At 63.1% G+C, this 24,394-nt stretch carries 19 protein-coding genes; 15 read left to right on the top strand and 4 right to left on the bottom strand.

What is annotated here, in order from left to right; genetic code table 11:
• The first annotated feature begins 124 nt into the window (after nucleotides 1-124).
• From G522_RS0122465 to G522_RS28270, 3 genes are all read left to right on the top strand, one after another.
• On the top strand, nucleotides 125-1,150 hold the full coding sequence (locus G522_RS0122465; protein ID WP_026792956.1) for a Gfo/Idh/MocA family protein: 1,026 nt from the start codon (nucleotides 125-127) through the stop codon (nucleotides 1,148-1,150).
• Nucleotides 1,147-2,136, top strand: a complete 990-nt coding sequence (locus G522_RS0122460) for a LacI family DNA-binding transcriptional regulator (protein ID WP_026792955.1) — start codon at nucleotides 1,147-1,149, stop codon at nucleotides 2,134-2,136. The genes G522_RS0122465 and G522_RS0122460 overlap by 4 nt, the downstream gene beginning before the upstream one ends.
• 77 nt (nucleotides 2,137-2,213) lie before the next feature.
• Nucleotides 2,214-5,297 (top strand): alpha-mannosidase, encoded by a 3,084-nt coding sequence (locus G522_RS28270; protein ID WP_051229103.1) that lies wholly within the window; start codon nucleotides 2,214-2,216, stop codon nucleotides 5,295-5,297.
• 38 nt (nucleotides 5,298-5,335) lie between these two features.
• On the opposite strand, the gene G522_RS0122450 is transcribed toward G522_RS28270, so the two are convergent.
• Nucleotides 5,336-6,073 (bottom strand): GntR family transcriptional regulator, encoded by a 738-nt coding sequence (locus G522_RS0122450; RefSeq protein WP_051229101.1) that lies wholly within the window; start codon nucleotides 6,071-6,073, stop codon nucleotides 5,336-5,338.
• Between the two features lie 207 nt (nucleotides 6,074-6,280).
• Here G522_RS0122450 and G522_RS0122445 point away from each other — a divergent pair, with 207 nt between their 5' ends.
• Both G522_RS0122445 and G522_RS0122440 read left to right on the top strand, forming a co-directional pair.
• Nucleotides 6,281-7,258: an SIS domain-containing protein gene (locus G522_RS0122445; protein WP_026792953.1), complete on the top strand. Its 978-nt coding sequence runs from the start codon at nucleotides 6,281-6,283 to the stop codon at nucleotides 7,256-7,258.
• 86 nt (nucleotides 7,259-7,344) lie between these two features.
• Entirely contained in the window at nucleotides 7,345-8,190 is an 846-nt protein-coding gene (locus tag G522_RS0122440) for a PfkB family carbohydrate kinase (RefSeq protein ID WP_036840561.1), read from the top strand.
• Between the two features lie 56 nt (nucleotides 8,191-8,246).
• Here G522_RS0122440 and G522_RS0122435 read toward each other — a convergent pair whose 3' ends face one another.
• Entirely contained in the window at nucleotides 8,247-9,335 is a 1,089-nt protein-coding gene (locus G522_RS0122435; RefSeq protein ID WP_026792951.1) for a LacI family DNA-binding transcriptional regulator, read from the bottom strand.
• A gap of 371 nt (nucleotides 9,336-9,706) precedes the next feature.
• Here G522_RS0122435 and G522_RS0122430 point away from each other — a divergent pair, with 371 nt between their 5' ends.
• On the top strand, nucleotides 9,707-10,525 hold the full coding sequence (locus G522_RS0122430) for an ABC transporter substrate-binding protein (protein ID WP_026792950.1): 819 nt from the start codon (nucleotides 9,707-9,709) through the stop codon (nucleotides 10,523-10,525).
• 156 nt (nucleotides 10,526-10,681) lie between these two features.
• Nucleotides 10,682-12,205 (top strand): amino acid ABC transporter permease/ATP-binding protein, encoded by a 1,524-nt coding sequence (locus G522_RS30660; RefSeq protein WP_026792949.1) that lies wholly within the window; start codon nucleotides 10,682-10,684, stop codon nucleotides 12,203-12,205.
• Nucleotides 12,206-12,223: 18 nt separating this feature from the next.
• On the opposite strand, the gene G522_RS0122420 is transcribed toward G522_RS30660, so the two are convergent.
• A complete protein-coding gene (locus G522_RS0122420) occupies nucleotides 12,224-13,621 on the bottom strand; it encodes a phospholipase D-like domain-containing protein (RefSeq protein WP_026792948.1) in 1,398 nt (465 codons plus the stop codon).
• A gap of 244 nt (nucleotides 13,622-13,865) precedes the next feature.
• On the opposite strand from G522_RS0122420, the gene katG reads away from it, so the two are divergent.
• The 8 genes from katG to rpiB all read left to right on the top strand — a co-directional run bounded on the left by katG (nucleotide 13,866) and on the right by rpiB (nucleotide 23,252).
• Nucleotides 13,866-16,073, top strand: a complete 2,208-nt coding sequence (gene katG / locus G522_RS0122415) for a catalase/peroxidase HPI (protein ID WP_084633355.1) — start codon at nucleotides 13,866-13,868, stop codon at nucleotides 16,071-16,073.
• Between the two features lie 328 nt (nucleotides 16,074-16,401).
• Entirely contained in the window at nucleotides 16,402-17,400 is a 999-nt protein-coding gene (gene alsR / locus G522_RS28265) for a transcriptional repressor AlsR (RefSeq protein WP_084633348.1), read from the top strand.
• Nucleotides 17,397-18,335: a D-allose transporter substrate-binding protein gene (gene alsB, locus G522_RS0122405; protein WP_036840559.1), complete on the top strand. Its 939-nt coding sequence runs from the start codon at nucleotides 17,397-17,399 to the stop codon at nucleotides 18,333-18,335. The genes alsR and alsB overlap by 4 nt, the downstream gene beginning before the upstream one ends.
• A 235-nt stretch (nucleotides 18,336-18,570) precedes the next feature.
• A complete protein-coding gene (locus G522_RS0122400) occupies nucleotides 18,571-20,145 on the top strand; it encodes a sugar ABC transporter ATP-binding protein (protein ID WP_210162966.1) in 1,575 nt (524 codons plus the stop codon).
• The gene (gene alsC / locus G522_RS0122395; RefSeq protein ID WP_026792944.1) at nucleotides 20,142-21,092 is read left to right on the top strand and encodes a D-allose ABC transporter permease; all 951 of its coding nucleotides are present in this window, start codon (nucleotides 20,142-20,144) and stop codon (nucleotides 21,090-21,092) included. Before G522_RS0122400 ends, alsC begins: the two co-directional genes overlap by 4 nt.
• Before the next feature lie 128 nt (nucleotides 21,093-21,220).
• Nucleotides 21,221-21,904, top strand: a complete 684-nt coding sequence (alsE, locus tag G522_RS0122390) for a D-allulose 6-phosphate 3-epimerase (RefSeq protein WP_281168507.1) — start codon at nucleotides 21,221-21,223, stop codon at nucleotides 21,902-21,904.
• Nucleotides 21,901-22,794: an allose kinase gene (gene alsK, locus G522_RS28260; RefSeq protein ID WP_036840557.1), complete on the top strand. Its 894-nt coding sequence runs from the start codon at nucleotides 21,901-21,903 to the stop codon at nucleotides 22,792-22,794. The genes alsE and alsK overlap by 4 nt, the downstream gene beginning before the upstream one ends.
• Nucleotides 22,791-23,252, top strand: a complete 462-nt coding sequence (gene rpiB, locus G522_RS0122380; protein ID WP_026792942.1) for a ribose 5-phosphate isomerase B — start codon at nucleotides 22,791-22,793, stop codon at nucleotides 23,250-23,252. Before alsK ends, rpiB begins: the two co-directional genes overlap by 4 nt.
• 45 nt (nucleotides 23,253-23,297) lie before the next feature.
• Here the strand turns inward: rpiB and rbsK are convergent, their stop codons facing one another.
• Nucleotides 23,298-24,230 (bottom strand): ribokinase, encoded by a 933-nt coding sequence (gene rbsK, locus G522_RS0122375; protein ID WP_026792941.1) that lies wholly within the window; start codon nucleotides 24,228-24,230, stop codon nucleotides 23,298-23,300.
• Nucleotides 24,231-24,394 lie beyond the last annotated feature (164 nt).

The following is a 24,394-nucleotide window of genomic DNA, read 5'->3' as shown; positions in this document are numbered from 1 at the left end:
AAGTCACCCTATCCCTTCGTCTCATACACCCTACAACATACTGAAATAAACCGATGAAAAATGGCTTGTCAGGAAAAACGCGTCTGTGTACACGTTTGCACAACGGTGGAAGGGAGTTGCACAAATGGTCGCGCGGCTGAAGCTGGGAGTGATTGGCGCCGGGCTGAAGGCGGCCGAATATGCGGCGAGCTGGGTGGCGATGCCCGAGGTAGAATTCGTGGCGCTCAGCGACACGTCGCCGGCTTCCCTCGAAAGGCTCGCCGGTATTTGCCTGGCCAACGGTGCCCCACGCCCGCATTGCTTTACGGACTATCGCGAGATGCTGGCGACCTGTGGCGATGGGCTCGACATCATCTATGTTTCGACGCCGCATGCCTTCCATGCCGAACAGGCGATCGCCGTTGCCGAGCGAGGCATCGACCTGTTCCTCGAAAAACCGATGGTGACGACCGTTCCCGAGGCGGAGGGACTGATCGCGGCGCAAAAGCGCGGCAAGGGAACCATCGTCACCGCCTTTCAGGGTGGATTGTCTCCCCTGGTGCTCGATACGCGCCGCCGGTCGCTCAGCGGTGAATTCAGCGATCTCGTCGCCATTTCCGGCATGATCTGGGAAAGCTGGGCCAGCAACTACGCCGGACACTGGAAGCAGAAGCCGGAGATTTCCGGCGGCGGCTTCATGTTCGACACCGGCGCTCACTTGATGAACACCGTCTGCCTGCTGGCCAACTCCGATTTCGCCAACGTCAGTGCCTATATGGACAATCGCGGCGCGCCGGTCGACGTCGTTACCGCCGTTTCTGCTCGTCTCGCCAACGGCGCACTGGCGACGCTCACGGCGGCCGGCGAGGGGCCAAAGGGCTGCGCCTCGTTCATCTCGCTGTTCTTCACCAAGGCGATCGTTCGCATCGATGCCTGGGGCGGTTGGCGCGAACTCATCCTCGACGGTGTGGCACAGCCGCGCGAAACGGCTGAGATCCTCGACAATCCGCTCAAAAGCTTTCTTGCCATCCGCGCCGGCAGCATGGAAAACACCGGCTCGGTGGAGATGGGGTTGAGATTTGCCCGGCTTTGGGACGCTATCAAAGCGTCAGCGGCGACAAACGGCACCCCGGTGCATATTGGCGGAGCCGGGGGGCAAATGGAACGATGAGCAGGAAACGCATCACTTCGAAAGAGCTTGCGGAACTGGTTGGTGTTTCGTCGGCAACCATTTCCCGGGCCTTTTCGCCGGATGCCCGGATCGGTGAGGAGACGCGCAGCCGGATTCTGGCAGCGGCACGCAAATATGGCTATCAGCCGAACGCCATCGCCCGCTCGCTCAACAATCAGCGATCGCGCCTGGTCGCCGTGGTCGTCAACGCCATCGGCAACCCTTGCGAAGCGGAAGAACAGCAGCTGCTTGTCCATGCGCTGCAAGCTCGCCAGTTGCTGCCGATCATCCTGTGCTGCGGCGATCATAGCGATCGGCTGCAGCTGATGCGGCTGGCCGCGACCTATCAGGTCGATCACGTGGTGATCTTCTCCGACATGGTGTCGCTGCGCGACGCGGTCGACATCTTCCCGACCACCAAGCCGATCATCGTTTCCTTCGAACCGCTCGATAACGAGGAAGTATCGGCCATCCGTATCGACGGTTCGGCAGCCGCCGACGAGGTCGTCGACAGACTGGTGGCCAACGGCAAAAGCCGCTTCACCTATCTTTCCGGCACCAGTTCGAGTTGGATCGACAAGCTGCGGCGCAAATGGTTCGCCGACGCACTCGCTCGGCGTGGCCTCGCCTTCGTCGCCGAGGCAACCGGCACCTATTCCTATGACAGCGGCTTCAAGGAAGCCGTGCCGCTGGTCCATCGCTCCAAGGCCGACGCCATCATCTGCGGTAACGACGTGATGGCGATCGGTGCCCGCGACGCCGTGAAGCGCGTGCTGGGCAAATCGGCGCCGGACGACGTTGCCATTGTCGGCCAGGACGGCATTGCCATGGCCGCCTGGGATTGCCACGATCTCACGACCCTCAGCCTCGACCACGTCGCCTTCATCAATGCCGTCGTCGAGCTGATCGAGCGGCATGAAGCCGGCGACGACAAGCCCGACACCATTACCCTCACCTGCTCGATCCGATGGGGCGCCACGGCCTGACGCGCCTCAGCCACCTCGCCTTCCCCCCGACCCGCTCCCCAGAGGACAGTCGCCCACCCTCCTCGACTGGAAATGACATGCGCCCCTATCGCGACCGCCAAAGAACCCTGGAACAGCTTTCTCGCCATGTTGACACCTGGGTGGATGAACTGGAGGCGTTCGAACTGAAAACTCGGCGTCATTTGGGGCCGTTCGTGGAAATCGGCCCCGACGGCGCTCGGCGGCAAGTTGCCCTTGGCGAGGGCTGGGGCGATCGCCACGGTATTCATCGTTTTGAGCTCGATGAGACAGTCACGCTGCCAGAGGGACCGGTGGAGCTGCGCTTCGATTTCGGCGGCGAATCGCTGGTGCACCTTATCGGTGTCGATGGGACGTTGCTCGACAGCTTCTCCGCCAATCCGCGCCATCGCCGGTTCGAGGCGCCGCGCGGCGTCCCGTTCCGCATCGTGGTGGAGGCGGCTGCCCGCACGCTGTTCGGCATTCCCAATCGCGAGCCACGGCTCGGCATGGCCGAGATCTACGAATATTATCCAGAAATCCGCCACTTGCGCCGGCAATTGGCGACGCTCAAAGAGACAGCCGATGCTGTCGCCGACAAGGAGCTGGCGCGATCGCTGTTCGAGGCCGCCTCGGTCGTCGTCTCCGGCTTGCGCCTGCCGACGGTAACCACCGAAATCGGGCCGCGCCTTGCCGACCGCGCCTGGGCGCGCGACATCTGGGAGCGCAGCTTCGAGCCATCGTCCGAGCCGGCGCCACTTTCGGACGTTGCCATCGTCTCGGTGGTGGAGGCGAGCCGTCGTTTCGACGAGCTCGTTGCCGAGTTGCGAACGGCCTATCCCAAGCAGGGCAACGTCCTGGTCAGCGGCCATGCCCATATCGACTATGCCTGGCTATGGCCGCAGCCGGAAACCGTACGCAAGATCGTTCGCACCTTCTCGAGCGTCAACTCGCTGATGAAGCGCCACCCGGATTTCCGTTTTCTGCAGTCGTCCTCGATCTTCTACGCCCATGTCCAAGAGGAAGACCCCGCCCTGTTCGAGGAGATCCGTGGCTGGGTCGCCGAGGGGCGCTGGGAACCGATCGGCGGCATGCTGATCGAGTGCGATACCAACATGCCCTCGGCCGAGGCTTTCCTGCGCCAGTTCGTGCTGGGGCAGAACTATTTCCTGAAGCATTTCGGGCGGATCAGCCAGGTGGCATGGCTGCCGGACACCTTTGGCTTTACCGGCGCCATGCCGCAGATCATGCGCCACGCCGGCATCGAGGCGCTGGTGACCATCAAGGTGACCTGGAACGAGACCAATCGCCTGACCGACAACCTGTTCCGCTGGCAGGGCAACGACGGATCGCGGGTGTTCGTTCATACTTTCGACGCCTCGGCGCACGAAGGCTACAACATGACCATATCGCCGCCTGCCCTCCTGGAGGTCTGGCGCAACCACGGCGGCAAGGATCTGTCCGACACGGTGATTGCCTCCTATGGCTGGGGCGATGGCGGCGGTGGCCCGGACCCTGACCAGATCGAATCCCTGCCGTTCCTCAATGCCATGCCGGCGATTCCGACCGTCAGCCACGGCGCCCTCGAGCCATACGTTCTCGGCCTGGCCAAGAGCTTGGAGAACGCCGCGCTACCGACATGGCAGGGCGAACTCTATCTCGAATACCACCGCGCTACGTTGACGACGCAGGCGCGGGTCAAGCAGCTTAACCGACGCGCCGAAGCGGATCTCGTTGCCGCCGAAGCGCTGTCGGTGATCGACGCTCTTGATGGCGGATCTTCCAACATGCCGGATCTCGCTGCCGACTGGACGCTGCTGTTGCGCAATCAGTTCCACGACATCCTGCCGGGCTCGTCGATCCGCGAGGTCTATGAGCAGACCGAGAAAGAACTATCCGGCGTCGTAAATCACGCGGCCACCATCAGCCACGAGCGTCTTGCCGGCATCGCCGCCCGGCGCACCGGCGCGCGCGATGGCGTTTTGGTCGCCAATATCTCGGGATCGGCCAAGACAACGCTTCAACTCGAAAGCCAAAATCCATTGCCGACAGCGCTCAAGCCGCAGCGGATCGAGGGCGGCTATGTCGCCACCGTCGATCGCCCGCTTGCGCCGCTGTCGCTGGCCTTCGTCGGGACGGCGAGTGCACGAACCGTCACGACTGACGGCACCGCCCTCGAAAACGACTTCGTTCGGGCAACGCTCGATGAATTCGGCCGCGTCGCCAGCCTCTTCGACAAACGCTGCGGCCGTGAGTTGCTCGATGGACCGGGCAACCGGCTGATGCTCTATCGCAACGATCTGCCACGCCAGTACGATGCCTGGGATATCGAGGCTGGCTTTGAACTCGGCGAGGAGGAATGGCTTTCGGTCGAGAGCTGCCGGGTGACGGCGGCGGGACCGCACCTCGCCGAAATTGAGATTGTCCGCCGGCATTCAGCCAGCACCATCCGTCAGAGGCTGCGCCTGTGGGCCAACAGCCCTCGGCTTGAAGTGGTGACCGATCTCGATTGGCACGACCGCCGCACCTATCTGCGCGCCGTATTTCCGGTCACCGTGCTGGCCGAGGAAGCGGTGTTCGACCAGGCGATCGGCGTCACGCGACGCCCGACCCATGACAATACGACCTGGCAGCGCGCCCAGTTTGAGGCCTGCGGTCACCGCTTCGCGTCACTGTCCGAGACCGACTGGGGTGCGGCGCTGCTGTCGGCCGACAAGTATGGCTTCTCTGCCAAGGGCAACCGACTGACGCTGAGCCTCATTCGCGGACCGATGTATCCCGACATGCTGGCCGACGAAGGCCAGCACCGCTTCGTCTATGCCATTCTGCCGCACGATGGCCGCTGGTGGAGCGAAGCGGTGCAAGCCGAGGCCGATCTTCTCGCCACACCGCCAACCTTCGTCAGCGCCCGCAGCGATGCCGACTACGACATCGTGCCGATCGGGCTTTCTGGCCAGCAGGTGCGCCTGCATGCCTTGAAGCCGGCGGAAGATGGCGAGGGCTATGTCGTGCGCCTGTCGGAGACGGCCGGCCGGCGCGGACCTTTCTCGCTCGCCCTGCCGGAAGGCAAAGCCGCGACGCCGGTTGATGCGTTCGAACGGGTCAAGGCCGAGGACGACAATGCTCTCGACCGTCCGTTCGGTCTCGCCAGCTATCGGTTCTGATGCTGTCGGCTGGCGTTACCATATGAGGCGGCGCCAGCTCAGACCTGGATGACGAAGTTGACCCGGTTGCTGGGCGTCAGCAGTAGTGAGCGCTGAAGCGGCGTGCCTGCCTCGTCGAATACAATCTTCTCCACCTCGAACAGCGGTTCGCCACTGCGGCAATGAAGATGATCGCGCTCGTCGGGGCCGGCGAGGCGTACGTTGATCACTCGACGCGCATGGCGGACTTCGCGGCCATAGCGGGTCTTGAGCAGCCTGTAGATCGAGCTGGCGCCGGCAATTTCGCTGGCAAGATCGGGGAACAAGGCGAGCGGGAAGTCGGAGATTTCAATGGTCATCGGCGCATCGGCGGCCATGATCAGCCGTCTGATGGTCAGGATCAGGGCGCCCTTTGGAATGGCGAGTTTCTGCGCGAGCGCGCTGTCCGCGCTGCCTTCGGTGACGCCGAGCAGTTGCTTGCTGACCTTGTAGCCCTGCAGCGAATAGGTCTCGGAGAAACCGGCGAGATCGACGAGGCTGGTCTCCATGCGTCGGAAGGACACGAAGGTGCCCTTGCCGTGCCGCTTTTCCAGAAGGCCCTCCTCCTGCAGTTCGCTGATCGCCCGTCGCACGGTGATACGGCTCACCGCATATTGCTCGCAGAGCTGCGTTTCTGTCGGCACCGGCTCACCGGGCGCATAGCGTCCGCTCTGGATCGCCTCCGTCAGGCTGTTCTTGAGCTGGAGATACAGCGGCGAGGCGTCCTGCCTCGCGAGACTGTCGGCGGACTGGGACAAGACGACTTTTCTCCTCGGTTCCGAATGGAGGCGCTGGTCGAGTGTAACGGCGACCGTGCCACAGAACACCGGCCAAGTCACCGTTGCCGCTGGTGACGCATGTCGCCGAGGTCGGCTGGTCAGCGCTGCCTTGAAAACGCCGTTGACAGACCTCGATAAGCCATATTAGCGTATATGACGTCATATGACGTTATCAAGGAATCAATCATGACGGAAGTGGTGAAGAACGTCGAGGCGGCGGTGAAGGCAGCGGCCGCCCGCGCAGCGGTGACGGACATCTTCTTTGTGGCCTGTGGTGGCTCCAACGCCCTGCTCATGTCCGGCCATTACGCGGTCGAACGCGAGGCCGAGAAGATTGCCAGCTTCTCCTATACCTCTGCCGAGTTCCTGGCGCGGGCACCGAAGCGTCTCGGCAAGAGCTCGGTCGTCATCCTCTGCTCGCATTCGGGCAACACGCCGGAGACGGTGGCCGCAGCCAAATATGCCCGTGAGGCCGGCGCGCTGACCATCTCCTTTACAAATGTCGAGAATTCGCCGCTCGACCAGGCATCCGAGGCGGCCATTCTCTACCAGTACAATCCGCTGGCCGTTTCCGAAGATCACGCGGCGCCGATGCTGATGCGCCTTGTCTTCGGCATCCTTGCCGCCCGCGAGGGCAACGGCAAGCTCGCCAAGGTCGAGAAGGCGCTGGGTGGCATGGCGAAGACCATCGAGGGTGTCATTGCCCACCACAAGCCGTCGATCGCCGCCTGGGCCGAAAGTTATAAGCGCGAGCCGGTGATCTACACCATGGGCTCCGGCGCCAACTGGGGGTCGGCCTACTCCTTCGCCATCTGCATCCTGCAGGAGATGCAGTGGGTACACTCAGCCGCCATCCACGCCGGCGAATACTTCCACGGCCCGTTCGAGGTGACCGATTTCGACGTACCGTTCATCATCCTCAAGGGCCTCGGCAACGCCCGCAAGATGGATGAGCGGGCGCTCGCCTTCGCCGAGAAATACTCCAAGCGCCTGCTGGTGCTCGACGCCGCCGAATTCGGTCTGGAGAAGCTTGCTGGCGATGCGGCAGAATATCTGACGCCGATGCTGTTCACGGCGCTCTTGCGCGCCTATGCCGTCGCTCTCGCCGACAGCCGCGGCCATCCGTTGACCGTTCGTCGCTACATGTGGCGCATGGAATACTGATAGCTTGAGAGGGTGGGGCGGACCACCGCCCTACCCCATCTTTCCGCGTGGTGTTGGCCGTGCCGCGACGGCCGAAAGGATGAGTGATGGCTGCTTCGAAGTCCTCGCCGGCCCTGCTCGGCATCGGCGACAATGTGGTGGATTTCTATAGGGACCGCGGCGAGTTCTTCCCCGGTGGCAATGCCCTCAACGTGCCGGTGCTGGCCAAGCGCTATGGTCTTGCCAAGACGGGCTATATCGGCCTGATCGGCAATGACGCAGAGGGCGCCCACGTTCGCAGCAGCCTCGATCAAGAAGGCGTCTGGACCGGCCGGCTCCGACAGGCTTTCGGCCCGAACGGCAAGGCGGTCGTATCGCTCGACGATCAGGGCGATCGTGTCTTCCTGGGCTCCAACAAGGGTGGCATCCAGCGGGCGCTTGCCCTGCGCATGGACGTCGAAGACATCGAGGCCATCGAGAGTTTCGGCAACATCCATACCTCGGTGTTCAGCTACCTCGAACCGGAGCTGCCGAAGATCCGGGCGCATGCGCAAACGCTGACCTTCGATTTCTCGACCCACCGCGATCCCACCTATATCGCGTCGGTCGCGCCGCATATCACCGGTGCCTTCCTGTCGGGATCGGGGCTTTCGGATGGCGAGGTCGACGGTCTCATCCAATATGTTGCCGGCTTCGGCGTTACCACGGTCGGCGTGACGCGCGGCAGCGACGGTGCCTTCTGGCTGGCCGACGGCCGGCGCTATCGCCAGGGCATCAAGCCGGCGAACGTCGTAGACACACTGGGCGCGGGCGATTCATTCCTGGCCGGCTATCTCACTGGTGTCCTGACCGGACGATCCATCGAAGCCGCCTTGGATTTCGCGGCCGAATGCGCTTCCGCCACCTGTGGCTATTTCGGCGCCTTCGGTTACCCCCATCCCGCCAGCGACTGAGGCTGCCTGCCATGAGGACGCCCCACCAACCATATCCGGCGCTGAACCGGCAACGGTCAGGTGGTCGCCATCATGGAACGTGGCACGCCGATCGAGCCCCGCTCGATAAAGCGGGTGGGCAACACGCAATGGCGAGCGGGCAGCGTCTCGCCGTTGATACGGGCGATCAGCAATTCGGCCGCCTGGGTGCCCATATCATAGACCGGCTGGTCGATGACGCTGATCGGCGGCGTCGTCACCGACGTCCACTCGGCGTCATAGAAGGAAACCAACGACAGATCGTCGGGGATGCGCAGGCTGCGCGCCTGCATTGCCTTGAAGATTTCGAAGGCAACCAGACTGTCCGACGCCAGGATGGCCGTCGGTGGTTCGACAGCCGACAGCAGCCGCTCGACCGATGCACGCTGCAGGCCGGCAGTGGCGTTGCCGGCGAGGCAGACGCCACGCTCGGGCGCCTCGATGCCGGCGGCATGGCAAGCAGCGAGAAAGCCGTCGATGCGCGCCTTGACCGAGGAGGTGTAGAGCTGTTCCGGTCCGGTAAACACCGGCGGCTCCGCATTGAGCGCTGTAACGTAGGCCAGACGCCGATGACCGGCCTCGATCAGACGCATCGTGGCAGCGAAAGCTGCGTCGCGGTCGTCGGTGGCCACCACGTCGGCGGCAAGGCCGTCGATCGGCCGGTCGAACAGCACCAGCGGGCGACGCGACCGGACGATATCCCGGAGATGAGCAACGTTGCGGTTGTCGGCGGGTGTGACGATCAGACCGTCGACCCGCTTGCCGACCAGCACCTTGAGCGCCGCCTTCTCCGCTTCCACCTCTTCGCCCGAGTTGGCGAGAATAACGTTGAAGCCGTGCCGGTGAGCCGTGTCGGAAATACTGCGCACCGCAATGCCGAAGAAGGCGTTTTCGATATCGCCCACCACGATGCCGATGGTACCGGACTTGCCGGTGCTTACCGAGCGCGCCAGTTCGTTGGGCCGGTAATCGAGCGCCTTGGCGGCCGCCTGGACGCGCAACTTCACCTCTTCGCTGACCGGGCCGTAACCACCGAGCACACGGGCCGCGGTGGCCTTGGAGACCTCGGCGCGTCGCGCCACGTCGGCCACCGTCACGGGGCGAAAGGGAGAAGTTTTCCTATCCATGAGATGTAGCACTACATAGCGATTGACGTCACGTCAATGTCGCAATAACCTCCGAACTGAGACCGGTCTCACACTACATCGTGACCGGATGAAACGATGAAAACAAGTGTGTCGAACATGGTGAAGCCAACATCGACCGCCTGGAAACGACAATCAAAGGTTCTACCTCCGCGTCACGGGGATACGATGCGGTGTGGAAACTTGCTCTGGCGAGGTTGAACGACTTTTACTTCGCCATTCGAAGAAATCCAAACGGGGGTCTAGCAGGGCATCCGTTCGGAACGAGGGTTGCCGCCGCCACGCAACGACAGGGCGGAAACAGACGATAGCAAGCACAACAACAAGGAGAACAGCACATGATCAGCAGTGCAATGAAAGGGTTGGGCCGCCAGATTCGCAGTTTTGGTCTTGTGGCCGCTCTTGCCGCTAGCGGCGTTTCAGCAGCCGCGGCCGCCGGCGACAATCCCTATGGTCTGATCGACCCCACGACCATCAGCGTTGGCACGATGGGGGACTCCAAACCCTATGCTTTTGTTGATGCCAACGGCCAGTTCAGCGGCTTCGACCTCGAGTTCTTCCTCAACGTCGTTTCGCGCATGGGCTTCGACAAAAATCACGTCACCTTCACCGGCCAGGACTTCTCGGCCCTGATGCCATCGGTGGCCAACGGCCGCTTCGACGTGGCAGTTGCCGCCATCGGCACCACCGAGGCCCGCAAGAAGAACGTGGATTTCTCAGATGGTTATCTCGCCGGCTACCTGACCGTGTTGACCCCGGACGCTTCGATCACCACGCCGGAAGGTCTCAAAGGCAAGCGCCTCGGCGTTGTGCAGGGCACCCTGCAGGAGATCTACGCCGAGAAGAACTTCACCAGTTCGGACATCGTGAAGTTCCCTGACAACAACTCGGCCGTCTCCGGTCTCAACAACGGCACGGTCGACGCTCACTTCCTCGATTATGAAGCAGCCAAGCAGTATGGCGAGACCTATCCGGCGCTGAAGCTCGCCGTGAATATCCCGTCCTTCGACGCGCCGGCCGGCTTTGTCGTCCGCAAGGGCAACGACGCCTTCCGGGAGGCGCTCAACAAGAACCTGCATGCCGCGATGGAAGACGGCACCTGGCGCGACCTTTACCAGAAGTGGTTCCCCGGTTCGCCGATGCCCGACCAGTACCTGCCGTCGAAGAAATAAAACGACCTCCGCGCCCGGCATCGTTCCGGGCGCGGCGACAGGTCCCTGTGAAAGCCGTCCATGCCCCCCTGCCGGACGGCCCCTTGACCGGGACGCTCCCTCGCGTGCCCGGTTTCTTTTGTCTCGCTCAGCAGCCGACTTGGAAAGTCTTCCCTAATGGAATGGTTCGAGAACGTTCGTCGCAGCTTTCTGGATTTCGATGCGATGGCGGCCGTGTTGCCGAACATGCTGTTCATCGGTCTCAAGAATACGCTCATCCTCGCCTTCGCCTCGACGATTCTCGGCGTGCTGGTCGGTATCGTTCTCGCGGTGATGGGCATTTCCCGGTCGAGTTGGGTACGGTTGCCAGCCCGCCTCTACACCGACATCTTTCGTGGTCTGCCAGCCATTCTGACCATCCTGATCATCGGCCAGGGCTTTGCCCGCATCGGTCGCCAGATCTTCGGCCCCTCCCCCTATCCGCTTGGAATCATTGCACTCAGCTTGATCGCCGGCGCCTATATCGGCGAGATCTTCCGCTCAGGCATCCAGAGCGTCGAGCGCGGCCAAATGGAAGCCTGTCGGGCACTGTCCATGAGCTATGGGCAGGGCATGCGTCTCATCGTCATTCCCCAGGGCATCCGCCGCGTGCTGCCGGCGCTGGTCAATCAGTTCATCGGCAACGTCAAGGATTCGAGCCTCGTCTACTTTCTCGGCCTGCTCGCCTCCGAGCGCGAGATCTTCCGCGTCGGCCAGGATCAAGCGGTGGTAACTGGCAACCTGTCGCCACTCCTGCTCGCCGGTGTCTTCTATCTCATCATCACCGTGCCGCTCACCCATCTCGTCAACTACGTCGACAACCGGCTGCGCACCGGTCGGCGGCCGATAACTCTGGTCTCCGGCCTCGAGGAGGTCGGCGAGTTGCAGGGCAGTGTCGGCTCGGCGAAAAATACGGCTGAGAAATTGCCGACCTTCAAGGGGGGCAGCCTGACGGTACGCGGCCTCGGCATGGCCTATGGCGATCTTGAGGTCCTCCGGGACATCGACCTCGACGTGAAGGCCGGCACGGTGACCTGCATCATCGGTCCGTCGGGTTCCGGCAAGTCGACGCTGCTGCGCTGTCTCAATCGGCTGGTGGAGCTGAAAGCCGGCGACGTGATGATCGACGGCGCGTCGATCCTTGCCATGAAGCCCGAAACGCTGCGCCGGCGCGTCGGCATGGTGTTCCAGCAGTTCAACCTGTTCCCGGACCATACTGCGCTCGAGAACGTCATGCTGGCGCTCACCAAGGTGAAGAAGATGCCGCCGGCCGAAGCGCGGCGGATCGCCGAGGCGCGGCTTTCCGACGTCGGCTTGGCGAGCCGCATGGACCACCGCCCCAGCAGCCTCTCGGGCGGTCAGCAGCAGCGCGTTGCCATTGCAAGAGCGCTGGCCATGGCGCCGGAGGTAATCCTGTTCGACGAGGTGACCAGTGCCCTCGATCCGGAATTGGTCAAAGGCGTGCTCAATCTGATGTCCGATCTCGGCCAGCGCGGCATGACCATGGTGGTGGTCACCCACGAGATGGGCTTTGCCCGCAAGGTCGCCGATCAGGTGATCTTCATGGATGAGGGGCGCATCGTCGAGGCCGGTGCGCCCGATGATATCTTCGACCGGCCAAACAGCCCGCGCCTCCAGCGCTTCCTCAACGAGGTGCTGTAACAGTGCTAGCGCGGCTGGTCAGAGCAACGGACTGACCAGCCGCGCGAGATTCTCGGCCAAACTCATGATCAATGGCCGGCGGCGCCATTCCATCAGGTCCAGGCGATCGCTCAAAGCCATGCACTGGGCTTGCTGGGCGACCAGTTCGGCCACTTGCTCCGGCTCGTAGAGCAGCAAGCTGATCTCGGCATTGAGCACGAACGACCTGAGGTCGGCATTGCCCGAGCCGATGACGCCGATACGGCCGTCGATAGAGACGTGTTTGGCGTGCAGAAGGTGATTGCGATAGCGATGAATGCGCACGCCCATCGACATCAGCTCGTCGTAGAAGGAGCGCTGCGCCAGGCGCACCATCTTCTGGTCGACCACACGGGACACGACGAGGTCGATGGCAACGCCGCGATAGGCCGCCGTCTGAAGGGCGGCCAACACCGCCTCGTCGGGTATGAGATAGGGGCTGACCAGCGTAACCTGCGTTTCGGCGGCATGGATAAGCGCCACCAGAAGACGCTCAAAGCCCGGTACGCCATAGTCGGGACCGCTCGGCATCACCTGCGCTGGGGCACCAGCCGTCACCGGCATGGGCGCTGGAGGTAGAAGCTCGCGTGTTTCGAGATACCAATCGCTGGCGAAAACGGCCGCCACGGCGGCGGCGGCCGGCCCTTCGACACGGGCAACCAGTTCGTCGTTGACGATACCGCGACGGAAATCCCGGTCGACGATATTTTGCGAACCGACATAGGCGAGACGACCGTCGATGACGGCGATCTTGCGATGGTTGCGCAGGTCGGCCCGCGCTCGCCGGACCGTCGTCCACCACCGCACCGGCAAGGCCAGCTTGCACGGCACGCCTTCGGCGGCGAGGAGAGCAAGCGTCCGCTTCGCCCACGGGCGCGAACCGACGGCATCGATCAGCACCCGAGCATCGACGCCACGGCGGACGGCGCGGCCAAGCGCGGCCGCAACCTTCTGGCCGGTGGCGTCATCGGCAAAGATATAGGTCAGAAGGTGGGCGCTTGTCTCGGCGGCGTCGATGTCGGCTACCAGACTGTCGATCGACAGGTCGTAGTCCGACATCAGAGACAGGCCGGACGCGCCGGTCGCCGGAAACTCGCCCAGCCGTTCCGCGAGCTCGGCAATACCGGGCGCCGGCCGATCGGGCTGCGGCAGCGACGTCGCCGCCCGCCGCCGAAGCGTGGCCGCCTCCGCGAAGCGTTGCTGCCGCCAGGCGGGAAAGCGCGGGCGGCCGATCAGCCGATAGAGAACAAGTGCCGGTACCGGAAGGAAAAATACCAGAAGAAGCCAGCTTCTGGCCGCTTCGGGAGGACGCCGCAATGGAACGACCACCACCATGACCAGGCGGATCGACCATTCGACCAGCAAATAGATGAGCGCCAGATGCTCGGTCCAAACCAACCCAACGCCCTCCACGCGTGCAATCTTTCCTCTATGGCCGAAATGCCCCCGCTTATCCAGTGCCGGCGGTCGCCAATGCAACCATTGGAGCGAAGCTGCCGTCGGCAGAATTCTGCCGGCCACTTCTCCTCAAAGTGGATTGGTGAAAACCGGTATGCCGCCTATGATCGGGCTGGTTGCGAAGGCGTCCCGAGCGGAAGGCCTGCTAGGCGTCGGCGTGGCAAGCAAGAAACGGGAGGGCGACATGGATAAGGTCGATCATCACGGCGCCGGCAAATGCCCTGTCATGCATGGGGTCAGTCCCAACGCGATTTCCGCCGGTCGGTCCAATCGGGACTGGTGGCCGAACCAATTGAACCTCAGAATTCTTCACCAGCATTCGAACCTCTCGGACCCCATGGGTCCGGCCTTCGACTATGGCAAGGAATTCAGCAAGCTGGATCTCAAGGCGGTGAAGGCCGACCTCTACGCTTTGATGACTGACAGCCAGGCTTGGTGGCCGGCCGACTGGGGCCACTACGGTCCCCTATTCATTCGCATGGCCTGGCACAGCGCCGGCACCTACCGGTTGATGGACGGCCGTGGCGGCGGCGGCACCGGCAACCAGCGTTTTGCCCCGCTCAACAGCTGGCCGGATAACGTCAATCTCGACAAGGCCCGGCGGCTGCTCTGGCCGATCAAGCGCAAATACGGCAACAGCCTGTCTTGGGCCGACCTGATCATCCTGGCCGGCAATTGCGCTCTCGAATCGATGGGCTTCAAAACCTTCGGCTTTGGCGGTGGCCGTGCCGACATCTGGGAGCCGGAGGAAGACATTTACTGGGGCGCCGAGGACGAATGGCTCGGCGACAAGCGCTACAGCGGCGAGCGCAACCTCGAGAATCCGCTGGCTGCCGTGCAGATGGGCCTCATCTACGTCAATCCCGAGGGACCCAACGGCAATCCCGATCCGGTAGCTTCAGGGCGCGACGTACGGGAAACTTTCGCCCGCATGGCGATGAACGACGAAGAGACGGTGGCGCTGATCGCCGGCGGCCACACTTTCGGCAAATGCCACGGCGCCGGCGACCCGACACTGGTCGGCCCCGAGCCGGAAGCGGCGTCGCTGGAGACGATGGGCCTCGGCTGGAAAAACGCCTTCGGCTCCGGCAGCGGCGTACACACCACAAGCAGCGGCATCGAGGGCGCCTGGAAGAAGAACCCCACCACCTGGGATATGGGCTATCTCAACACGCTGTTCGGCTACGAATGGGAACTGGTGAGAAGCCCGGCTGGGGCCTATCAGTGGCACGCCAAGGACGTCGCGGAAGAAGACCTCATTCCTGATGCGCACGATCCCACGCGCAAGCACCGGCCAATGATGACAACCGCCGACCTGTCACTGCGCTTCGACCCGATCTACGGACCGATTGCCCGGCGGTACCGCGACGACCCCGCCGCCTTCGCCGATGCCTTTGCCCGCGCCTGGTTCAAACTGACCCATCGCGACATGGGGCCGAAGGTGCGTTACCTCGGACCGGAAGTGCCGACTGAAGATCTTGTCTGGCAGGATCCGGTACCGCCGGTCGAGCATGAACTGGTCGATGCCGGCGATGTCGCCGCGCTCAAGGCAAAGGTACTCGCCTCAGGTCTGACCATCTCGGAACTGGTGTCGACCGCCTGGGCGTCGGCTTCGACCTTCCGTGGCTCGGACAAGCGCGGCGGCGCCAACGGCGCTCGCATCCGCCTTGCCCCCCAGAAAGACTGGGAGGTGAACGAGCCGACACGGCTTGCCCGCGTGCTGTCGATGTTGGAAGGCATTCGGCTGACGTTCAACGCTTCCGCCCCGCGTCCCATCTCGCTGGCCGATCTGATCGTTCTCGCCGGCACGGCCGCGGTCGAAGAGGCCGCGAAGAAGGCCGGCTATACCGTCGATGTGCCCTTCTCGCCAGGACGCACCGACGCAACACAGGAGCAGACGGACGTCCCGTCCTTCGCCGTCATGGAGCCGAACGCCGATGCCTTCCGCAACTACGCAAAGGCCGGGCGCCCGGTGGCGACCGAAGAATTGATGGTCGACCGGGCGCAGCTCCTAACCCTGACCGCGCCGGAAATGACCGTCCTCGTCGGTGGGTTGCGCGTGCTCGGCGCCAACTGGGGCGGGACACTCCATGGCGTGTTCACCGAACGGCCGGGCGTGCTCAGCAACGACTTCTTCGTCAATCTCGTCGACATGACCACGGAATGGAGGCCGCTCTCCGAAGGCGATGAAGCGTTGTTCGAAGGGCGCGATCGGGCGAGCGGCGTCGTGAAGTGGACCGCCACCCGCGTCGATCTGGTGTTCGGCGCCAACTCCCAACTGAGGGCGCTGGCCGAAGTCTACGCCCAGGACGACGCTGGCGAGAAATTCGCCCGCGATTTTGCCAAGGCTTGGACCAAGGTGATGAACGCCGATCGCTTCGATCTCCGCTGACGGAAAACAGTCGGCCCCGGAATTTCCGGGGCCGCCTCGGCAAGCCAAGCGCCAATTGCGGCGGCTCTCGACCAGAATCTTTCAGCAGCCAAAGACCGAACTGATCATCTCGGCGGGCTGATCCTTCCTCTCCCATCCACTCATCAAACCCAAGCGGGTGCGCCCTGACCGGTGGCCGGCTGGACGCACGATCGCGCGCCTCAATCATCCATAAGTATAAACACCAGGCCAAAAGGACCGGTCGGTTTGCACTTTACATCCATGCGTCACTTTCGTAAAGTTTGCCTCATCACGCACGAGGACGGCAAGCGAGCGAGGATGCAACAGCATGACAGGCAGGGAGCGAGCCGGCCACCACAAAGAGAGCGGAACCCGCGACCCTATGGCGGCAGCGGCGCATATTCGCATGTTGCTACCTGCGCTATCCCAAGGGGAGCAGAACGTTGCCCTCTGGTTGCTGGAACGCGGAAATTTGACGAATGGTCCAAAGATCGGTGAAGTCGCCGCCGCTCTGGGTATTTCGGAAGCCATGGTCGTCAAGGTGTCGCGCCGGCTGGGCTACGGCGGCTTCAAGGAGCTGCGCGCCGACCTGATGGCCTATTATGCCAATCTCCGGGTGGAGATCGACGAGGAGCTCAAGCGGGAGGACACCATCCCGCAGATCGTCCGCAAGGTGTTCGCCACCGAGCGTTCGGCACTCGAGGAGGTGGAGAGCATTCTCGACATCGACGCGATCGCCGAGGCGTCGCGTATCTTCATCAAGGCGCGTCACCGCGACCTCTACGGCGTCGGCGGTTCGGCCACCGTTTGCGCCGACGCTTCCCACAAGTTCCTGAGGATCGGCATCCGCTCGAGCGTCTTTTCCGACGCTCACCTGATCGCCATGTCGGCGAGCCTTCTGGAAGAGGGCGATGCGGCATTGGTGGTGTCGCACTCGGGTGAATCCAAGGACGTGATCCTCGGCGCGGAAGTCGCTCGCGCCTCCGGTGCCAAGGTGATCACCATCACCAATTCGATCGCTTCGACGCTAGCCCGCAACTCGGATGTCGTGCTGTGCGCCCCGGCCAAAGAAGCCCCGTTGATGGGCCAGAACGCCGCTGCCCGCATCGCCCAGCTCGCCATCCTCGACACGATGTTCATCTGCCTGGCGCGTGAGGACTACGAAACCGCCGAGCGGAACCTGAACAAGGTGCTGACCTCGGTCGCCGTCTATTCGACGAACGACCGCGGCCGGACCGAAAGACGCGGCACGCCCCGCGCTGACAAAAATTCGCCGGACGGCGTTCAGCCGGCGAAGGAAACCGCAAGGAAAAGGGTGGAGTTATGAAAATCAGAGGCTTGCTCATTGCGACCGTCGCCGCTGCCGGTATGCTTGGCTTTTCCGCCAGCGCCATGGCCGCCGACTACGCCATCGTCCTCAAGACGCTGTCCAACCCGTTCTGGGTGCAGATGAAGGACGGCATCGAGGCCAAGGCCAAGGAGCTCGGCGTCGAGGTCGACATCGTCGCCTCGCCGTCGGAAGAGGATTTCCAGTCTCAGCTGCAGCTGTTTGAGGACATGCTGAACCGCGACTACAAGGGCTTTGGCTTCGCGCCGCTGTCGCCGGTCAACCTAGTCAACCCGGCCGCCGCCGCCTACAAGAAGGGCAAGCCGATCGTCAACATCGACGAGAAGGTTGATATGAAGGCCCTCGAGGCTGCTGGTGCTAACGTCGAAGCTTTCGTCACCACCGACAACGTCAAGGTCGGTGAGAAGGGCGCCAAGTTCATCATCGAGAAGCTCGGCGCCGAGGGCGGCGAAGTCGCCATCGTCGAGGGCAAGGCCGGCAACGCTTCCGGTCAGGCTCGCCATGACGGCGCCAAGGCGGCCTTCGAAGCCACCTCGAACGTCAAGCTCGTCGCCAGCCAGCCGGCTGACTGGGATCGTCTGAAGGCGCTCGACGTCGCCACCAACATCCTGCAGTCGTCGCCCGACCTGAAGGCCTTCTACTGCGCCAACGACACCATGGCGCTCGGCGTCATGCAGGCGGTGCAGAACGCCGGCAAGGCCGGCAAGGTGCTGGTGGTCGGCACCGATGGTGCTCCGGAAGCCCGCGAGATGGTGGCCGCCGGCCGCCTGACCGCCACTGTCGCCCAGGACCCGGCCAAGGTCGGCGCTACCAGCCTCGAACTGCTGGTCAATGCCGTCAAGGCTGGCAAGCTGACGCCGGTTGGCACCGAGCCCAAGTTTGTCGCTGTGGATTCGGTTCTCGTCACCAAGTGATGCCTTGACCGAGGCGAGGCAGCCGTCGCGCATGCGGCCGCCTCCCTCCTCCTCCGTCCGGCGTGTCACTCCCCCGGCGCGCCGGACGATTTCTTGAGCAAGAGCCGCTCGACCTGAGACGGGCTTTTGCTGTCTCCCTTCGCTTTCACGCACCCGCCTTTACCGAAGCGTCCCGCAGGCGCTCGGGCGGATGCTTTGGACAGCCATCCGATCGGACGACCTAAGCGAGATCGACATGTCAAATCTGGCTCCGAACACCGCTGGCCCGGCCGGCACCGAAGCGGTCGCCCCGATCGTCCGCATGGTCGGCATCGAGAAGCATTTCAACAACGTATCGGTGCTCAAAGGTGTCAATCTCGACATCCGCCCCGGCGAGGTGCACGTCCTGCTCGGCGAAAACGGCGCCGGCAAATCGACGCTGATGAAGATCCTGACCGGCATCCACGAGCCGACCGGCGGCGACATCGTGCTGGACGGTGTTTCGCATTCGCTGGTGACGCCGCGCCAGGCCAGCGAGGCCGGTATTTCGATCATCTATCAGGAACTCTCCGTCATCAACGAGCTTTCGGCGCTGGAAAACCTGTTTGTCGGCCGCCTGCCGGTGAAACGCCGCCTCGGCGTCCCCATGGTCGACTGGAAGTTGATGGAAGCGGAAGCGCAGTCGATCATTGGCCGGCTGGGTCTCGGCGGACTGGACCTTCATAAGCCCGTCGGCGAAATGCCGATCGCCCACCGCCAGATCATCGAGATTGCCAAGTCGCTGATGAAGAACGTCCGCGTGCTCATCATGGACGAGCCGACGTCGTCGCTGACTTCGGTGGAAACCGAGCGGTTGTTCGCCCTCGTCCGCCAGCTCAAAGCCGAAGGGACCGCCGTTCTGTTCATTTCCCACAAGCTCGACGAAGTGCGCGAAATCGGCGACTCGTTCTCGGTGCTGAAGGATGGCGTCTCCACCGGTCACGGCCGCATTGCCGACTTCACCAATGACGACCTCGTCCGCATGATGGTCGGGCGCGTGGTCAAGCAGCGCTTCCTGGCGGAGGGGGCGATCGATCGCACCTCGATGCCGGTGCTGAAGGTCGAAAACGTCACCAGTGCCGATCGCAAGCGCGTCCGCGACGTCAGCTTCGAAGTGCACCATGGCGAAGTACTGGGCTTTGCCGGCCTGGTCGGCTCCGGACGAACCGACCTGATGAACTGCCTGTTCGGCGCCGAACCGCGCGCCGCCGGCAAGATCTTCCTCAACGGCGCCGACATCACGCCGAAGAACCCTGTGGAGGCGGTGAAGTCGGGCATGGCCTATCTCACCGAAAACCGCCGCCAGACCGGCTTCACCCCCAACTTCACCATCGAAGGCAACATCGCCGTTACCAAGTCGGTGAAGGATGCGCCGTTGCGTGGCACCTGGGGGCTCGTCGATCGCAAGGCCGAGCGCGTCACCGCCGAAGAGCAGCGCAAGCAGCTCTCCATCCGCTGCGCCGGCATCGACCAGAGCATTCTGGAGCTCTCCGGTGGCAATCAGCAGAAGGTGCTGGTCGGCAAGTGGATGTCGATCGCTCCCTCGGTGATCATCTTCGACGAACCGACTCGCGGCATTGACGTCGGCGCCAAGTCGCAGATCCACGAAATCATTCGGACGCTCGCCAACGCCGGCAAGGCGGTGATCATGGTGTCGTCCGAACTCCCCGAAATCCTGGCCGTCTGCGACCGCGTCGCTGTGTTCCGCAACGGTCGCATCATGGACGTCCTCGACGGTGCCACGGCAACCGAGGAGTCCATTCTGAGCGTCGCAATGAGGGACGGCAAATGAGCCAGCGCGTGAAACTTGGCAAACTCTGGGACATCTACGGGACGCTCTGCATCCTCCTGGTGATCGTGGTGCTGTTCAGCGCCCTGTCCCCCACTTATTTCACCCGCCCCGAAAACATCGTGCAGATCTTCCTGCAGAGTTCGATCACCATCATGATCGCGCTCGGCGAGTTCTTCCCGATCCTGATCGCCGGCATCGACCTGTCTGTCGGCGCGGTCCTGGCGCTGACCGGCATGATTACCGCCCAGCTGATGGTGGCCGGCTTCGACCCGACGCTCGCGGTCCTGCTCGGTGGCGTCGGTGGCGGCCTGGTGCTCGGCGCGATCAACGGCCTCTTGGTCAACTTCACCGGTCTGCATCCCTTCATCATCACCCTTGGCACCAATGCCATCTTCCGCGGCGTAACGATGATCATCTCCGGTGCCAGCCCGGTGTTCGGTTTCTCCTACGACTTCGTGAATACGGTGACCGGCTTCGTCGGCTTCGTACCGGTGCCTGTTATCTTTGCGCTGTCGTTTGCCGCCGTGCTGTGGTTCTTCACCGCCAAGACGCGCCTCGGCCGCAATATCTATGCGGTTGGTGGCAACAAGGAATCGGCCTTCTATTCGGGCATCGACGTCAAGCTGCATACGCTGATCGTCTTCATGATCTCCGGCCTCTGTGCAGGTCTTGCCGGCGTGCTGTCCATCGCCCGTCTCGGCGCCGCAGAGCCGGCGGCCGGCACCGGCTTCGAGACCTATGCCATCGCGGCGGTGATCATCGGCGGCACCAGCTTCTTCGGCGGCAAGGGACGCATCCCCTCGGTGGTGATCGGCGGCCTGATCATCGGCACCATCAACAACGGTCTCAACATCCTACGCGTTCCCACCTTCTACCAGCTGGTGGTGATGGGCGGACTGATCATCTCTGCGGTGGCGCTCGACCGCCTGATCGGCCGCATGCGCTGATGCAAAGCCGACCGGCTACCATATAAGAGTCCCCGTCCCGCCCATTCCTCCTCGGCGGGACGGCCCACCCCGTCGTTCCTCCCACGGCGGGGGCCTGCCGGACCACCGGCTCAGATCAGGACGACCCGATGAAGATCAAGATTTCTCCCTCCCTGATGTGCATGGACCTCCTGCGCTTCAAGGAACAGCTTACCTTCCTCGACAGCCACGCCGACTTTCTGCACATCGACATCATGGACGGCCATTACGTGCCGAACCTGACGCTGTCGCCGTTCTTCATGGAGAATGTCGCCAAGGTCTCGAAGCTGCCGATGGATTGCCACCTGATGACCACCGACCCGTGGATGTGGGTGCCGATCATGGCCAAGGCAGGCGCTGGCTACATCTCGCCGCAGGCCGAGACCATTAACGCCATCGCCTTCCGCATCATCGCCAAGATCCGTGAGCTCGGCTGCAAGCCCGGTATTGTCCTCAACCCATCGACGCCGCTCGATACGCTGCGCCACTACATTCACCTCGTCGACAAGATTACCATCATGACCGTCGATCCCGGTTATGCCGGCCAGCCATTCATCGAGGAAATGCTGGAGAAGATTACTGAAGCCAAGCGCCTGCGCGAGGAACGCGGTCTCAAGTTCCTGATCGAGATCGACGGCTCCTGCAACAAGCGCACTTATGCGCGCCTCGCAGCTGCCGGTGCCGACGTGTTCATCGTCGGTACCTCCGGCCTCTTCCACAACCACGAAGACATCGCCGAGGCCTGGAAGATCATGACCGCTGACATAGAGGCGGCGCTCGGAGCCGCAGCATGAGCGTCTTCGCCGGCATCGATCTCGGCGGTACGCACACCCGCTTCGCCGTGATGGCGGACGACGAATTCGTGCTGTCCGAGAAATACGTCACTACCGATCTCATGGCGACCGGGCCAAAGCTTGCCGGCGTCATCGGGCGCTACAAGGACGTCGTCGCTCGTGCAGGGCTCAAGCCGCAAGCGGTGGGTATCGGTCTGCCGGCAACGCTCGATGCCGATCGCCGGGTTGTCCTGTCGGCGCCCAACGTCGACGGCCTTGACGGCCTCGACGTAGTTTCGCTGCTCGGACATGCTTTCGGGATACCGGTGGTGGCAGAGCGGGACGTCAACTTCCAATTTTTCCACGACATGAAAGCGAGTGGGCGTTCGCCCAAGGTGGCACTTGGCGTCTACATCGGCACCGGTGTCGGCAATGCGGTGTGGATCGACGGCTTCTATACGGGCGCCCACGGCTCCGCCGCAGAACTCGGCCACATTCCGGTGCCTGGTGCGACCGGCACCTGTGGCTGCGGCAAGGTTGGCTGCCTTGAGACGGTATGCTGTGGCCGCTGGCTGAAAGGCTGGCAGGAGCGGAATGCGCCGGATACGCCGATCGGTCAGATCTTCGCTTGCCATGGCAACCATCCAGACATCCGCAACTTCGTCGAGACAGCGGCGATGGGCATCGCCACTGCCGTCAACATCATCGACCCCGAGCTGGTGTTCCTTGGCGGCGGCGTGCTCGAGATGCCGGACTTCCCCTTCGATACCCTCAAAACGCGGCTTCTCGCCCATGCCCGCGCGCCATTCCCGCGCGACGTGCTCGAGGTGCGGCTTGCCTCCAACCTCGGCGACAGCGGCGCACGCGGCGCCTGCCTCTATGTCGCTGGCAAATTCGGAGCGGTACAATGACCGGCAAACTCAAGATCGTCATTTCGTCCGACCATGTCGGGGTCGACCTCAGAAAGACCGTTGCCGCTCACCTCACGGCGCTCGGTCATACGGTGGAAGATGTTGGTCCGGTCACAACCGAGCGGACCGACTATCCCAAGTGGGGCGAGAAGGCTGCGCGCATCGTCCAGGCTGGTGGTGCCGACTTCGGCGTCGTCATCTGCGGTACCGGCTTCGGCATTTCGCTCGCCGCCAACAAGCTCAAGGGCATTCGCTGCGTGGTCTGTTCGGAACCCTATACGGCCCGCCTGTCGCGGCAGCACAACAATGCCAACATGCTGGCTTTCGGAGCCCGCGTCGTTGGGCAGGATCTGGCGCTGATGATCGTCGACGAATTCTTCGCCGCCGAATTCGAAGGCGGTCGGCATGCCGGGCGTGTCGCCATGATCGGCGACTTGGAAACACGCGAAGGGCGCTGATCGACCTTTCCGGTTTATTGTCTCAGGCGGATAGGCCGCGCGTCCTCAGGACGCGCGGCTGTTTCTTGTCAGCAGAGCCTCAACCTCCTGCCGGGTCGGTGCCGCCTCGGAAGAGCCTTCCTTGGTGCAGGCAAGTGCACCAGCCGCCGCCGCAAAGCGAACGGCACTTTCCGTCGTCATTCCCTCCGCCAGCGCTACGGCGAGACCGGCCGCAAAGCAGTCGCCGGCCGCCACCGTATCGATGGCCTTCACTGGAAACGGCGGTATATGGCCCTGGAAGTCGGCGCCATCGACGTAGACGCCGCGCGCGCCCATCTTGACGAGAGCGAGCGGCAAACCGGTGTCTCTCAATCGGCGAGCAGCAGCGGCTGCCGCTTCGATGTCAACAGGCGCAATGCCAGTCAGCGCCTCGGTTTCGATCTCGTTGGGTGTCAAGGCGTCGAACAGGCGAATGGTGTCGGCCTCGAACGGAAAGGTCGGCACTGGCGCCGGATCGAGAATCGCCAGCGCTCCGGCTCGGCGCGCCAGCTCGACCGCCCTCAGCGTTGCCGAAAACGGATGCTCGAGCTGAGCCAGCAGTACTTTCACATCGGCAAACAGCGGGAACGCCGTCTCAACCTGCTCCACCGCAAGGCCGGTGTTGGCGCCGGGAATGACCGTGATGGCATTCTCACCTCGAGCGTCGATGCCGATGACGGCAAGACCAGTCGGCAATTGGCTGTCGATCGCCAGATGGTCCGGACCGACGCCAAGGCCGGCAAGCCGTGTGCGGATGAACTCGCCGAAAGAATCAGCTCCGACACGGCCGATGAAGTGCACCGGCGCTCCGAGTCGCGCCACTGCCACCGACTGATTGGCCCCCTTGCCGCCAAGCACCATGGAATAACGATGACCGGTGAGCGACTCACCGGGACGCGGGGCACGATCGGCGTAGGTGACGATGTCGACGTTGACCGAGCCAATGACGATGATGGACACGACAATCTCCAGAGGGCAGGAAGCAACCGGAAGACAAGAGCTGGAAGCACCTAAGGGCATTGGGAAACGGCGGAACTTTGCTTTCGGGCGGCATCGTTGTATCGCTAGGATATCCACCCGGAAAGCAACATTTCGGACGGGCGGAGAGCGGTGCCAAGGACGGA

This window comes from Pleomorphomonas oryzae DSM 16300 (genome assembly GCF_000422965.1).
Lineage (GTDB): Bacteria > Pseudomonadota > Alphaproteobacteria > Rhizobiales > Pleomorphomonadaceae > Pleomorphomonas > Pleomorphomonas oryzae.
This window is presented reverse-complemented; position numbering and strand designations above follow the sequence as displayed.